Here is a 14,836-nt window from a genome sequence, read left to right on the forward strand (position 1 = left end):
CCTCCACCACGCATCCCCCGACCACCGCGCTGACCCCCCGCCCCGGCGTCGCCGCGAATCCGGTCGCCGGGGCGATCCGCAGCCCGCGGGCCCGTGCCGCCCCCACGACCGCTCGGGCCAGTGGGTGTTCGCTGGGGTGCTCGGCGGCCGCGGCGAGGGCGAGGAGGGCGTCGGCGTCGAGGCCGGAGCCTGGCAGCGGGCTCACGTCGGTGACCTCGGGGGCGCCCTCGGTCAGGGTGCCCGTCTTGTCGAGGGCGGCGGTGTCGATCTCACCGAGGCGTTCCATCGCGACGGCCGACTTGACCAGGACACCGTGCCGGCCGGCGGTGGCGATCGCGGACAGGAGCGGCGGCATGGTGGCGAGGACCACCGCGCACGGGGACGCGACGATCATGAAGGTCATCGCGCGGAGCAGGGCGTCCGTGAGGCTCTCGCCGAAGGCGAGCGGCACGGCGAAGACGGCGAGGGTGGCGGCCACGATCCCGACGGCGTAGCGCTGTTCGATCTTCTCGATGAACAGCTGGGTCGGCGCCTTGGTGCGGGAGGCGTCCTCGACGAGCGTCACGATGCGGGCGATGACGGAGTCCGCGGGGTCGCGTCCGACGCGGACACGGAGGGCGCCGGTGCCGTTGAGGGTGCCGGCGAAGACATCGTCACCCGGGCGCTTGACGACGGGGAGAGGCTCGCCGGTGATGGTCGCCTGGTCGGCCTCGCTGACACCGTCGACGACACGGCCGTCGGCGCCGATACGTTCGCCCGGACGGACCAACAGCAGGTCACCCACCGCGAGTTCGGCGGCCGGGACGGTCTCCTCGCCATGGTCGGTGAGACGCGTCGCGGTGTCGGGGGCGAGATCGAGGAGGCCGCGCACGGAGTCGGCGGTGCGCGCGGTGGCCAGCGCCTCCAGGGCACCGGAGGTGGCGAAGATGACGATCAGCAGGGCGCCGTCGAGGACCTGACCGATGGCGGCCGCGCCGAGCGCGGCGACGATCATCAGCAGGTCGACGTCGAGGGTCTTCTCGCGCAGCGCCCGCAGGCCTTCGAGTGCCGGTTCCCAGCCGCCGGCCACATAGGCGACCGCATACAGGATTCCGTACATCGGCGACGGTGCGCCGGCGAGGTCGAACCCGAGGCCGGCCAGGAAGGCGACGGTGGCCACGAGGGCCCAACGGGCTTCCGGAAGGGCGAGGACGCGGGTGCGGCGACGAGGTGGCGGTGGGCCCGTGGCGGTGAACGGCGAGGCGAAAGTCGTGGACACCCGCCTCACCATACAGGAACACATGAAGACTCGTTCATTCGTTCAATTCCGCTGAGTAGGATGCCCCCATGGGTCATGGAGCCGTCACCACCACAACCACCGACCGTGTGCGCCTGGACGCGGACAACGTGGCCAAGGTGGCCACCACCCTCCAGGCCCTTTCCACCCCCTCCCGGCTGCTGATCCTCGCCCGCCTGCGCGAAGGGCCGCTCCCCGCGACCGAGTTGGCCGCCGCGGTCGGCATGGAGCAGTCCGCGTGCTCGCACCAGCTGCGGCTGCTGCGCAACCTGGGCCTCGTGGTCGGCGAGCGGCGCGGCCGTTCGGTCGTCTACGCACTGCACGACCACCACGTCGCGGAACTCCTCGACCAGGCCGTCTACCACGTGGAACACCTGCGACTGGGCGTCAGCGACACCTCCGAGTAACGGGTTGACCCATGACGGGGTGACCCATCACATTCACCGAGCACGGCCCGGCGGCGTCCCTCCCCCGTCGCGCGGCTCCGGCCGCCAGGTCGTCAGGTCGTCAGGGCCCGGATGACGAGCACGTCGATCGCCATCACCACGACCGACCACACCGGCTCGTACGGCAGGAAGAGGAACTGGGCGACGAGGCTGAGCGAGGCGAGGAGGATGCCGGGGAGACGGGCCCCGTCCGCGCCCCTGAGGAGGCCCACGCCGGTACCGGCGGCCAGGACGCCCAGGGTGAGGTGGATCCAGCCCCAGCCGGTGAGGCCCAGCCCGTAGACGTACGAGCCGACCCGGGCGTAGATGTCGTCCTGCGCGATCGCCGCGACGCCCTGGAGAAGGGCGAGGAAGCCGCTGCACAGCATCAGCGTGCCGGCGAAGGCGACACCGCCGGTGATCCTGGCGCCCGATCCGGCCGGCGGGCGCGGTCCGCCGGGCGGCACCGACCAGGCCGTCCCGATCTCCCCGTGCGCGCTGCCGTGGGAACGCGTATCCGCGGACCGTCCGTGCGGCAGCCGTTCGTGTCCGGCCCGCTCGGCGTCCGGGCCGCCGGCACCGCCCGTGCCGCCCGTGCCGCCCGAGGGGGCGCCGCAGTCCGCCATGGTGCTCTCCCTCGTCCGCCGGCGGGTCCCCGGATGTCAGGACATCCCGGCCGTACGGCGGGGGCGAGCGCGGCGGGGCCGTCCGGGTGAACGGTCCCGCCACCGGCCGCTCACATGTTGATCATGTGTCCGGCCAGGCCGTGCACGGCTTCCTTGACGGCCTCGCTCAGGGTCGGGTGGGCGTGGACGTTGCGGGCGACCTCGTGGACGGTGAGGTCCCACTGCTGGGCCAGGGTCAGCTCGGGCAGCAGCTCGGTGACGTCGGGCCCGATGAGGTGGCCGCCGAGCAGTTCCCCGTACTTGGCGTCGCTGATCAGCTTCACGAAACCGGTGGTGTCGCCGAGACCGTGCGACTTGCCGTTGGCGGTGAAGGGGAACTTGGCGACCTTGACGTCATGACCGAGGTCGCGGGCCTGGGCCTCGGTGTAGCCGAAGCTGGCGATCTGGGGCTGGCAGAAGGTGGCACGCGGAATCATCGCGTAGTCGAGTTCCATGGTTTCCGCGCCGGCGAGGGTTTCGGCGGCGATGATGCCCATCGCCTCGGCGGCGTGCGCGAGCATCAGCTTGGCGGTGACGTCGCCGATGGCGTAGATGTGCGGGACGGAGGTGCGGCAGTGGCCGTCCACGTCGACGGCGCCGCGCTCGGTGACCGTCACGCCGGTGTTCTCCAGGCCGTAACCGGTGACGTTCGGCGCGAAGCCGATGGCCTGGAGGACCTTGTCTGCCTCCAGGACCTGCTGGGAGCCGTCCTTGCCGGTGACGGTGACCCGGACCTGCGGGCCGGACTCGTCGATCGTCTCGACGCGGGTCGAGGTGAGCACGTCGATGCCCAGCCGGCGGTACTGCTTGGCCAGTTCGGCGGAGACCTCGGCGTCCTCCAGCGGTGCCATCCGGTCCAGGAACTCGACGATCGTGACCTTCACGCCGTAGTTGTGCAGGACGTAGGCGAACTCGATGCCGATCGCGCCGGCCCCCGCGATGATGATCGACCGCGGCAGGTCCTCGGCGAGGATCTGCTCCTCGTACGTCACCACGCGTGCGCTGCGCTTGGTGCCCGGCAGCAGCCTGGGCGTGGCGCCGGTGGCGATGATGCAGTGCTCGAACCCGATGGTGCGGGTCTCCCCGTCGTAACCGGTCACCTGAAGGTTGTGCGCGTCGAGGAACGTGCCGCGGCCGTCGAACTCGGTGATCTTGTTCTTCTTCATCAGGAAGTGGACGCCCTTGACGCGGCCGTCGGCGACCTTGCGGCTGCGGCGGTAGGCCTCGCCGTAGTCGAAGGAGACCTCGCCGTCGACCTTGATCCCGAACGTCTTCGCCTCACGGGTGAAGATGTGCGCGAGTTCGGCGTTGCGCAGCAGGGCCTTGGTCGGGATGCAGCCGACGTTCAGACAGACGCCGCCCCAGTACTTCTCCTCCACGACGGCGACGCGTTTTCCCAGCTGGGCGGCGCGCACGGCGGCGACGTAGCCGCCGGGCCCGGCGCCGAGTACGACGACATCGAAGCGCTCGTCCTGCTCCACCATGGGACGTTCCTCTTCCTCGGTTGGCGTTACCCGTTCCGTGGTGGATTGTTCCGCTCCACCGCGCCCACCGCCACAGAGATCATCACGGTGTGTCCGAGATCGCCCTGGGAAGGGGCCCGCCGGCGGCTGCTCCGGCGGACCCCTCCCGATACGGCTACTCCGTCGCCGTAGGCCGCCGCGAGGCCGCCATCGCGCCGGTGACGCGCTTCAGCGGACGCAGCCGGTAGCTGTAGGCGTAGTCCCGGTCGGCGAACAGCTTGTACTCGTCGTGGGTGTGTGCCCCCCAGCTGTTGTCGCCGCCGACGCCCATCTGCCGGTGGTTCAGCCGCAGTACGACCTCGGGGCGCGGGGTGAGCTGGTAGTCGTGGCGGGCGCCGACGGACAGGTCTTCGGGCGTGAAGTGGGAGGCGTTGACCTCCAGCAGGGGCTCGCCGGTGGCGAGCAGGCCGACGCCGTCACGGTCGGTGAGGGCGACCCAGCGCACGTCGGTCCTGTTGCCGTTCTCCTGCGGGCGGATGTACGGCGTCCACTGCCCGGTGACCGTCCCCGAGTGGAGTCCCACGTCGGTGCCGTTGTTGCGGTCCCAGTGGTTCTCCTCGGGCCCGCGCCCGTAGTAGTGCACGTGCTCCAGGCGGGCCGGCAGAAACAGGATGCTCCCGACCTCCGGGAGGTACGGCAGGTTCGCGGCACCCGGGTGCAGAGTGTGGTCGACCTTGATCTCGGCGTTTCCGAAAACGGTGTAGGTGGTGGAGTACGTCGACGGTGTCGTGGTCGGCAGTGTGCCGGTGACCTTGATCTCGACGGCCCGGTCGCGCAGGGCGTGCACGCTCACACCGGTGACCGTGCGCAGGGTGCCCGCGTCGCGCCAGGTCCGGTTGCGGGTGTGCTGGCCGTTTCCGTGGTCGTTGTCGGTGGGCGCCCGCCAGAAGTTGGGCGCGGGACCCGAGGTGATGAGACGGGTGCCGCCGGCCTCGTAGGAGGTGATGACGCCGGTGCGTTTGTCGACGGTGACGGAGAAGTCCCGGCCGGTGACGGTGACCGTCGTGTCGCCTTCCTCGTGGCTGAGGGCGGGAACGTTGCGCAGGGGTACGGGAGTCACGGCCGGGCTGCCCGCGTCGAGCGGGAGCTGCTGCCGTGCCACCTCGAAGCCGGCCTCGGCCCAGAGGGTGGACTCCTTGAGGGTGAAGGACAGTTCGAGGAAGTACTCGGTGCCCGGCGCCGGGGCGGTGGGCAGCTTGAGGGGGAGGGTGATGTTCTTGGCGGACAGCGGCGGGACGTCGAGCTGGCCGCGGGTCAGCCCGCCCTTCCGGACGACCTTCCCGTCGGCGACGAGCGACCAACTGCCGTTGAAGGCGCGGAGGTTGGTGAAGAGGTGTTCGTTGGTCAGGGTGATGGCGCCTGGTGAGCCGCCGGGCACGGGTGCGGCGTTGACGGCCTGGTGGACACGCTTGACCTCGGCGGCCTTCCCGGTGTGGCCGCGGTCGGCGGTGAGGAGGCCGTCGGCGACGAAGCTGCCGTCGTTGGGGAGGTCGCCCCAGTCGCCACCGTAGGCGAGGAAGGTCTTCTCGCGCGGTTGCTTCTCGTCGACGGCGACGGTGGCCGCGTCGAACCAGAACCGCACGCCCTCGTCGCCGGGACCGCGGCCGTCGTCGGCGAGTTCGGCCGCGGTCAGCGCGCGGGCGTAGACGCGGGCGCGGCGGATGGTGCCGCTGAACTCGCGGGTGTGGTTGTCGGTGTCGTTGCCGAGCGCGAGCGGCGCGGTGTTGGGGGCGGGGCGGCGGGTGGTGGTGCGGGTGGCCCGTTGCAGGCCGTCGACGTACAGGGTGAGGGAGCCGGCGTCCGCGTCGAAGACGCCCGCGACGTGGTGTTCCCGGCCGGTCCAGTCCTCGGGGACCGCCCAGGTCGCGGAGACCCACTGGCCGCCGCCGTGGATGAAGAACTCCAGCGTCCGGTCGCTCTGCTTCAGCGCGTACTGGGTGTCGCCCTTGGCGATGATCGGCTGGTGGTAACCGGTGTAGCGGGGGGTCACCCAGGCTTCCAGGGTGAGGGAGCCGGTGAGGTCGAGGCGGGGGTCGCGGGCGAAGACGGTGGCTCCTGCGACGCCCCGGTCGCGGTCGAAGGTGCCGCTGGAGGCCATGAGTTCGCCCCGCAGCCGGGCGGGCCCGGTCTCGGTGAGCAAGGTGCGCGCGGGGGTCGGCCAGTTGAGGGACTGGTCGACGAAGTCCCAGATCCAGCCGCCCTGGAGGACGTCGTGGCGGCGGACGAGGTCCCAGTACTTCTTGAAGTTTCCGGTGGAGTTCCCCATCGCGTGGCTGTACTCGATCATGACGTACGGCCGGGTGTCGGAGGTGTCCTTCGCCCGCTGCTCGACCCGTTGGGGGGTGTCGTACATCTCGGAGCGGATGTCGCTGATGCCGGGCCGGTCGTCGCCCTCGTACTGGATGACGCGGGTGGGGTCGTAGGAGCGGATCCAGTCGTGCATGGCGGTGAAGGTGCTGCCGCCGCCGGCCTCGTTGCCGAGGGACCAGATGACCACCGAGGCGTGGTTCTTGTCGCGGTGGACCATGTTCTGGGCGCGGGCCACGCAGGCGGCCGTCCAGTCCGGGTGGTCGCCGGGATACTCGGAGCGGATGCCGTGGGTCTCCAGGTTGGTCTCGTCGACGAGGTAGAGGCCGTACTCGTCGGCGAGTTCGTACCACTGCGTGTTGTTCGGGTAGTGCGAGGTGCGGACGGAGTTCATGTTCAGCCGCTTGATGATCTTGATGTCCTGGATCATGTCGGCGCGGGTGAGGGCGGTGCCGCGGGCGGGGTGCATCTCGTGCCGGTTGGTGCCTCGGAAGGAGACGGGGCGGCCGTTGATGCGCATCAGCCCGTCCCGGAGAGCGAACTCGCGCAGGCCGACGCGGTGGGAAAGGGTTTCGATCACCTTTCCCGCGGGATCACGCAGTTGCAGGACGGCGGTGTAGAGGTAGGGGTCCTCGGCGGACCAGAGGCGAGGTGAGGGCACGGCCTTCACGGCCCGCACGGACACCTCTCCACCGGGGTTGACGTCGACGGCCTGCCGGAGCGGCCGGGGCCAGACGGGATGCCCGTCGGCGTCATACAGAAGCGTGTCGACGGTATACCGTCCACCGGATCCGCCCGCGTAGTCCCGCACGCTCGCCGTCACCGCGAGTTCCGCGGTGGTGTGGTCGGCGCCCAGCGGGGTGTCGAGCTTGAAGTCGCGCAGGTGGACGGCCGGGGTGGAGAACAGGTGGACCGAGCGGAAGATGCCGCTCAGCCGGATCATGTCCTGGTCCTCCAGCCAGTCGCCGTCGGAGTAGCGGTAGACCTCGACCGCGATCTGGTTGGTGCCCGGCTTCAGATGCTCGGTGATGTCGTACTCGGCGGGGGTGAAGGAGTCCTCGTGGTAGCCCACGAGGTGACCGTTGATCCACACGTAGTGCGCCGACTTGACGCCCTCGAAGTGCAGGAACGTCCGCCGCCCGGCCCAGTTCCGCGGGACGGTGAAGGTCCGCCGGTACTGGCCGACGGGGTTGTAGCGGGTGGGCGCGGCGGGTGGCTGCGGGTCCTCGCCGTGCCCATTGGGACCCCAGTACGGGTAGGTGATGTTGAGGTAGATCGGGCGGTCGTACCCGTGCAGTTGCCAGACGGACGGCACGGGGAGGGTGTCCCAGGCGCTGTCGTCGAGGTCGGTGCGGTGGAAGTCGGCGTCACGGTCGTCGGGGCGGTCGGTGTGCGCGAACTTCCAGGTCCCGTCCAGGCTGAGCCGGTACGGGGAGCGGGTGCGGTCGGCGGCGAGGGCCTGGGCGAGGTTCGCGTACGGCATGAGGGTGGCGTGGGGCGGTTCGGTGCCGAGCCGGAAGACGTCGAGGTGACCGTTCCATTCCGGGGTCGCCTCCGCGGCGGCGGCGCGTCGGCCGGCGACGGGACCGGAGAGGGCGAGCGCGCCGACCACGGCGGCGGATCCTTCGAGGAGACGACGACGGCTGACGACCACCCGCTGGGGGTGGTCCGGCCGGTCCATGGACGACACGTGCGGGTGCGACATGACCATGACCTTCCTCGGGGCGAACCGTGCGGCTGCACGGGACGGAGGGTGCGTCAGATCTTGTCCGTTACTGTTGAGAAACCGAACAGGGGCGCGCCGATATTGGCCGAATATCAACTCAACTCGGCGCAACGCGACTTGACGGCGATCACGGCGGGTGACCAACCGTCAGTAGACATCCCGCACATACCGTTTGTCGGCGGACAGTTGCTTGACGTAGGCCGCCGCTTCGGTCTCCCCCAGGCCGCCGTGCACGACGGCGATGTCACGCAGGGCCCGGTCGACGTCCCTGGCCATACGGGAGGCGTCCCCGCAGACGTAGAAGTGGGCCCCGTCCCGCAGCCAGGACCACAGCTGCGAGCCGTGCTCGCGCATCCTGTCCTGCACATAGATCTTGGCACGCTGGTCACGGGAGAAGGCGGTGTCCAGACGTTCCAGGGTGCCGTCGGCGAGCAGGGCGGTCAGCTCCTCCTCGTAGGAGAAATCGGTTGCCCGCCGTTGCTCGCCGAAGAACAGCCAGTTCGGGGCCCGGTGGCCGCGCGCCCGGCGCTCCTCCAGGAAACCGACAAAGGGCGCCACCCCGGTGCCGGGGCCCACCATCACCATCGGGGTCGCCGGATCGGCGGGCGGCCGGAAGTGCGGTGAGCGCTGTACGTGCACCGCAACCCCGGTGCCCGGCTCCGCATCGGCGAGGAACGGCGAACAGACACCCTGCCGGGGGCGGCCGGCCAGGTTCTCGTAACGCACCACGGAAACGGTGAGCGAGACGAGGTGCGGGTCGGTGAGCGGGCTCGACGATATGGAGTACAGACGCGGCTGGAGCCGGCCCAGCACCTCGGCCCACTCCTGCGCACCGGCCCGCACCCCGAACTCGGCGGCCACGTCCACGGCCTGTCGCCCCCAGGACCACTTCGCCAGCTCGCCCTTGTTGTCCGGGCGCAGCAGCTTGCGCAGTTCACGCGGGTCGCGGATGCGGTCGGCGGTGAAACGCAGCAGGGCGGAGGTGATCCGGGTGATGTCGAGGTGGCGCAGCAGCGCGTCGTCGAGGGCGAGTTCACCGACACCGTTCAGCCGTACCCGCGCCCCGGCGTCGAGACCGGTCACCGCAAGCCATTCCGCCACCAGTTCGGGCGAGTTGAGGGGACGGACACCGAGGGCGTCGCCGGCCTCGTAGACGAAGGGGGTCTCGCTGTCGCGGGTGTCGAAGGTGAAACGGCGTACCTCCTTGCCGGAACCGGGCAGACTCAGCAACCGGTTGCCGACCAGGCGGGCGGTCACGGTGGCGGAGCGCCCGGACCGCCGCGCGCCCGCGCCCGCGTCGGCGGGCTGCGAAAGCGTGGCCGGTGCGGCGGGCAGGACGGGGGAGAGCTGCACGGCCGCCGCCACGGGCCGTACCGGCTCCCCGGCTCCCGCCGCTCCCCCGCCGTCCTCGGGCTCCGTCTCCTTGAGCGCGATGAGCACCTGGTCCAGCCAGGCGTCCGCCTGCGGCTCGTAGTCCGGCTCGCAGTCCGTGCGGGGGGCCAGCCGTACGGCGCCCAGCTCGTCCATGCGGTGGTCGAGCCGGCGTCCGTGTCCGCAGAAGTCGTCGTAGGAGGAGTCGCCGAGGGCGAGGACGGCGTAGCGCCGGCCGGTCAGGCGCCCGGCGTCGAGGCCGGCCAGGCCGTCCCAGAAGCCGGCGCCGTTGTCCGGGGCGTCGCCGTCGCCGAAGGTGCTGGTGATCAGGAGGAGATCGGCGTCGGAGGGCAGCGCGGCGGGGTCGGCCTCGTCCATGGCGACGACGGAGGCGGTGTGGCCGCCCGCGGCGATCCGGTCGGCGGTGGCGGCGGCGACCTCCTCGGCGTTGCCGGTCTGCGAGGCCCACAGGATCACCACCCGGCGTCGCTCGGGCCTCACCGACGCGCTGCCCGTGCGGGTGTCGGTACGGGTGCCGGTGCCCGCCGCGGTACGGGAGTACATCCCCGCGAGGGTGCCGTTGACCCAGAAGGCGTGGTCGGGGCTGAAGGGCGCGTCCGGCGGCAGGACCGGCACGCCGGGGGCGCCGGCCGGTATCCCGGCGAGGAACCCGACCAGATACCGCCGTTCCGGCTCGGTGAGGACGGGTGGCGGGGCCGGTTCCAGACCGAACACGGCGGCGGCAGCGGCGGCGGGGCCGGAGACGGAGAGGGCGGACGCCGCCGTGGCGGAGCGGACCGCGGTCGGTTCCACGGCCGGCGTCCGCGCCGGGGAGGCGCCGGGCAGCTGCACGCTCACCGGCGTCGACACCCGGCTCAGCGACACCGCGCACACCTTCAGCTCCGGCTGGAAGGACAGCGGGTCGACGGCGTCGCTGGTCACGGCGTTGACGCTGAGGTACTCGCCGAACAGGTCGTTCCAGTGGAAGGGCGCGAAGCAGGAGCCGGGCAGGACCCGGTCGGTGACGACGGCGGGCAGCACGGCCCGGCCGCGCCGCGAGGCGACCTCGACCGAGTCGCCGTCGGCGATGCCGAGCCCGGCCGCGTCCTCGGGGTGCACCTCGACGAAGGGGCCCGGATCGAGCTTGTTGAGCTTGGCCACCTTCGCCGTCTTGGTCAGCGTGTGCCACTGGTGCTGGAGGCGGCCGGTGTTGAGGACGAACGGGTAGTCGTCGTCGGGCATCTCGGCGGACGGGACATGGGGGCGGGCGTGGAAGACGGCACGGCCGCTCGGGGTGGGGAAGGTGAGCGAGCCGTCCTCGTCGACGTACCGGACGGGGTTGCGGTCGGGGCCGTCGGCGGTGGCGGCCGGCCACTGCACGGGGGTGGCGCGCAGCCGCTCGTACGTCACTCCGCGCAGGTCGTAGCCGGTCTGCGGGTTGTGGAAGCGCTTGATCTCCTCGAAGATCTGCTCGGCGCTGTCGTAGGAGAAACCGTTCTCGTAACCCATGGCGCGGGCGACGGCCGCGATCAGCCGCCAGTCGGCCGTGGCCTCGCCGGGCGGGTCGGCGGCGGGCCGGGCGAGGGTGAGGTTGCGTTCGCTGTTGACCAGGACGCCCTCGGACTCGGTCCACAGCGCGGCGGGCAGGACGACGTCGGCGTAGGCGTTCGTCTCGGTTTCGGAGAAGATGTCCTGCGCGACGACGAACTCTGCGGCCTCCAGGCCCTCGATGACCGTGCGGCGGTTGGCGACGGAGGCGACGGGGTTGGTGCAGATGATCCAGCAGGCCTTGATGTCGCCGTCGGCCATCTTCCGGAACATCTCGACGGTGCCCTTGCCGACGCCGTCGGCGCGGATCGTGCCGGGCTCCAGCCCCCACACTTTCTCGACGAACGCCCGGTCGGCGTCGACCAGCACGGACCGCTGTCCGGGCAGGCCGGGCCCCATGTAGCCCATCTCCCGGCCGCCCATGGCGTTGGGCTGGCCGGTGAGGGAGAAGGGGCCGCTGCCGGGGCGGCAGATCTTGCCGGTGGCGAGGTGGAGGTTGACCAGCGCGTTGGTGTTCCAGGTGCCGTGCGTGGACTGGTTGAGGCCCATCGTCCAGCAGCTGGTCCACTCCCCCGCCTCGCCGATCAGCCGGGCCGCCTCGCGCAGGTCGGCCTCGGGGATGCCGGTGATGTCGCAGACGGTTGCCGGCGGGTAGTCGGCGAGGAACTCCGGCATCGCCTCCCAGCCCTCGGTGTACGCGGCCACGAAGGCGGGGTCGGTGTGTCCGTTCTCGTGCAGGAGGTGGAGGAGACCGTTGAGCAGGGCGAGGTCGGTGCCCGGCCTGACCTGGAGGAACAGGTCGGCCTTGGCGGCGGTGGCGGTGCGGCGCGGGTCGACGACGATCAGCCTGGCGCCCGCCTTCACCCGGTCCATCATCCGCAGGAAGAGGATGGGGTGGCAGTCGGCCATGTTGGAACCGATGACGAGGAAGACGTCCGCCCTGTCGAGGTCCTCGTACGAGCCCGGCGGACCGTCCGCGCCCAGAGACAGCTTGTAACCGGTTCCCGCGCTTGCCATGCACAGCCGTGAGTTGGACTCGATCTGGTTGCTGCGCAGGTAGCCCTTGACGAGTTTGTTCGCGAGGTACTGCGCTTCCAGGCTCATCTGGCCGGACACGTAGAGGGCGACCGCGTCGGGGCCGTGCTCGTCGACGATTGCCCGCAGCCGGCGGGCGGTCTCGGCGACCGCCTCGTCGACGGGTGCCGGCCGGGGTTCCTCGCCGCGGTCGCGGCGGACCAGGGCGGTGGTGAGCCGGCCCGGTGCGGCGAGCAGGTCGGCGGTGGTGGCGCCCTTGGTGCACAGCCTGCCGAGGTTCGCCGGGTGCTCCTTGTCGCCGGACGCCTTCAGGACCGTGCGGCGTCCGTCCGGGCCGCGGCCGATGTCGAGGACGAGGCCGCAGCCGACACCGCAGTACGAGCAGACCGTACGCACCTTCGTCGTGCTGTCGGTCCGCGGGTCCGGCAGGGCCACGGGCGCCCCCTTCCTTCTGACGATCGGCCTGGTGAGAGCCACTGCGAGCCTTCTGCGACGGTACGAACCGTGCATTACACAGGTGTCTCCCGGACCGGCCGCCGGGAGTTAATCCCGGCGCACAGCGGTCGCAGGGCGCATGTGAGCGGGTGGCCGTACGGCGGCCTGCACGGGCCTCCTCGCCGGGTGCGCCGGACTCGGTCCGCGCGAGCCCGGCACGCGCTCGGGGCGCCGTACCGAGTCACCGCAAGGGTACGCACCACGGCCGGTGGCGAGCCCGCGGCGCGGACGATCATGGTCCGCACGTGGATCAGGTACGCGGAGCGGGGCGACACCGGCCGCGGGAGGCGAGGCCCCGGGGAGCGGCCTCCCGTCAGACCGGGCGTGCGGCGAACGCCGTGTACGCCTGCTCGTCGAAGAGGACGAACCTGATCTCCTCGACGGCCGTCGGCGTCGCCCGTACGGTCTCCACGGCGATCCGTGCGGCGTCGTCCATGGGCCAGCCGTAGATGCCGGCGGACACGGCGGGGAAGGCGACCGTGCGGGCCCCCAGCTCGTCGGCGACCCGCAGCGACTCGCGGTAGCAGGAGGCCAGCAGCTCCGAGCGGTCCTCCTCGGCGCTGTGGCGGGGGCCTACGGTGTGGATCACCCAGCGGGCGGGAAGCCGGCCGGCGGTGGTGGCGACCGCCTGGCCGGTGCGCAGGCCCTTGCCGTAGTGGGAGGCGCGCAGCTTTCGGCAGTCGTCGAGGATGGCAGGTCCGCCGCGTCGGTGGATGGCGCCGTCGACCCCGCCGCCACCCAGCAATGAGGAGTTCGCGGCGTTGACGACGGCGTCCACGGCCTGCGCGGTGATGTCGCCCCGCACGAAGGTGATGGCGGTCATGACGGTTGCCTCTCTCGGCGAACCAGGGTTTGCGGCGCTGCGGCCCCGCGGCCCTGTGCCCGCGTTCCTGTGTGCCCGTGTGCCTGTGTTCCCTTGTGACGCCGCCGCTACGGCTGCTGCCGCAGTTTCCGCCAGACCGCCTTCGCCGCGTTGTGTCCCGACATGCCGTGGACGCCGGGGCCGGGCGGGGTGGCCGAGGAGCAGATGAAGACGGCCGGATGCGGGGTGGAGTACGGGTGGAGGGAGAGCCTGGGCCGCAGCAGGAGCTGGAGGCCGGAGGCCGCGCCGGTGCCGATGTCGCCGCCGACGTAGTTGGCGTTGCGGGCGGCGAGTTCGGCGGGGCCGGCGACGGCGCGGGCCAGGACGCGGTCGCGGAACCCCGGTGCGAAGCGCTCCAGTTGGCGTTCCATGGTGTCGGTGAGGTCGCCGGTCCAGCCGTTGGGCACATGGGCGTACGCCCAGAAGACGTGCTTGCCGGCCGGGGCGCGGGTGGGGTCGACGACACCCGGCTGCACCGTGATCATGAAGGGTTTCTCCGGTGGGCGGCCCTCTCGCGATGCGGCGCGCAGGGCGGCGCCGATCTCCGCGCTGTCGGCGCCGACCTGGACCGTGGTGGCACGGCGGGCCTCCTCGGCGGTCCAGGGGACCGGGCCGTCGAGCGCGTAGTCGATCTTGTAGACGCCGGCGCCGTACCGGTAGCGCTCGTAGAAGCGGCCGAGGCCGGCGATGCGGGCGAGGGCCGTGGGCGAGGTGTCGAAGACGTAGGCGCGGGCCGGCGGCAGGTCGTCGAGGCGCTTGACCTCGTAGTCGGTGTGCAGGGCGCCGCCCAGGTCCTTCAGGTAGGCGGCCAGGGCGTCCGAGATGGCCTGGGAGCCGCCGCGGGCCACCGGCCAGCCGCGGGCGTGCCCGGCGAGCGCGAAGACGAGGCCGACCGCGCCGGTGGCGAGGCCGCCGAGGGGGGCCATGACGTGGGCGACGAGTCCGGCGAAGAGGGTCTTGGCCTTCTCGTCGCGAAAGCGGCGGGTCAGCCAGGTGGACGGGGGCAGTCCGACGAGGCCGAACCGGGCGAGGGTGACCGGGTCGCGGGGCAGCGCTGTCAGCGGCAGGGACATGAAGTCGCGGGCCAGTACGTCCCACTTGGGCAGGAAGGGTTCGACGAGCCTGCGGTACGCCCCCGCGTCACGGGGGCCGAAGGAGGCGGCCGTCTCGGCGACCGAACGGGACAGCACGGCCGCACTGCCGTCGGGGAAGGGATGTGCCATGGCCAGCTCGGAGTGCAGCCATTCGAGGCCGTACCGCTCCAGGGGCAGGGCGCGGAAGGCGGGTGAGTTGATGCCCAGGGGGTGGGCGGCTGAGCACGGGTCGTGGCGGAAGCCGGGGAGGGTGAGTTCCTCGGTGCGGGCGCCCCCGCCCACCGTGTCCCTGGCCTCGAAGAGAGCCACGGAGAAGCCGCGGCGGGCCAGCTCCACGGCGGCGGTCAGGCCGTTCGGCCCCGCTCCCACCACGACGACATCGAGCATCGACGACACCTGGACCCCTTCGTCAGCCGGCGGCCTCCGGGCTCAGGATATGCCGGGGGTAGGACACGGTCGGCGGCGCGGTGGAACGTGGGCGTGGGACGCGCCCCCCGGAGCACGGTGTG

8 protein-coding genes are annotated in these 14,836 nt (G+C 71.6%); 1 reads left to right on the top strand and 7 read right to left on the bottom strand.

The window, feature by feature from the left end:
- Nucleotides 1–1,270: heavy metal translocating P-type ATPase (locus BZL64_RS01080; protein ID WP_107430179.1), on the bottom strand; the 1,270-nt coding region annotated here is incomplete at its 3' end.
- 56 nt (nucleotides 1,271–1,326) lie between these two features.
- On the opposite strand from BZL64_RS01080, the gene BZL64_RS01085 reads away from it, so the two are divergent.
- Nucleotides 1,327–1,683, top strand: coding sequence for an ArsR/SmtB family transcription factor (locus BZL64_RS01085; RefSeq protein ID WP_086765028.1), 357 nt, complete (start codon nucleotides 1,327–1,329; stop codon nucleotides 1,681–1,683).
- Nucleotides 1,684–1,775: 92 nt separating this feature from the next.
- Here BZL64_RS01085 and BZL64_RS01090 read toward each other — a convergent pair whose 3' ends face one another.
- The 6 genes from BZL64_RS01090 to BZL64_RS01115 form a co-directional block, all read right to left on the bottom strand.
- The gene (locus tag BZL64_RS01090) at nucleotides 1,776–2,168 is read right to left on the bottom strand and encodes a DUF7144 family membrane protein (protein WP_244205133.1); all 393 of its coding nucleotides are present in this window, start codon (nucleotides 2,166–2,168) and stop codon (nucleotides 1,776–1,778) included.
- A gap of 269 nt (nucleotides 2,169–2,437) precedes the next feature.
- Nucleotides 2,438–3,850 (bottom strand): dihydrolipoyl dehydrogenase, encoded by a 1,413-nt coding sequence (gene lpdA, locus BZL64_RS01095; RefSeq protein ID WP_086765031.1) that lies wholly within the window; start codon nucleotides 3,848–3,850, stop codon nucleotides 2,438–2,440.
- A gap of 154 nt (nucleotides 3,851–4,004) precedes the next feature.
- Nucleotides 4,005–7,907: a glycoside hydrolase family 2 TIM barrel-domain containing protein gene (locus tag BZL64_RS01100; RefSeq protein WP_086765033.1), complete on the bottom strand. Its 3,903-nt coding sequence runs from the start codon at nucleotides 7,905–7,907 to the stop codon at nucleotides 4,005–4,007.
- Nucleotides 7,908–8,069: 162 nt separating this feature from the next.
- Nucleotides 8,070–12,311, bottom strand: a complete 4,242-nt coding sequence (locus BZL64_RS01105; RefSeq protein ID WP_086765036.1) for a bifunctional nitrate reductase/sulfite reductase flavoprotein subunit alpha — start codon at nucleotides 12,309–12,311, stop codon at nucleotides 8,070–8,072.
- Nucleotides 12,312–12,684: 373 nt separating this feature from the next.
- On the bottom strand, nucleotides 12,685–13,194 hold the full coding sequence (locus tag BZL64_RS01110; RefSeq protein WP_086765039.1) for an O-acetyl-ADP-ribose deacetylase: 510 nt from the start codon (nucleotides 13,192–13,194) through the stop codon (nucleotides 12,685–12,687).
- A gap of 107 nt (nucleotides 13,195–13,301) precedes the next feature.
- On the bottom strand, nucleotides 13,302–14,714 hold the full coding sequence (locus BZL64_RS01115; protein ID WP_086765042.1) for a phytoene desaturase family protein: 1,413 nt from the start codon (nucleotides 14,712–14,714) through the stop codon (nucleotides 13,302–13,304).
- Nucleotides 14,715–14,836 lie beyond the last annotated feature (122 nt).

The organism is Streptomyces bobili (assembly GCF_002154575.1).
Classification (GTDB): domain Bacteria; phylum Actinomycetota; class Actinomycetes; order Streptomycetales; family Streptomycetaceae; genus Streptomyces; species Streptomyces bobili.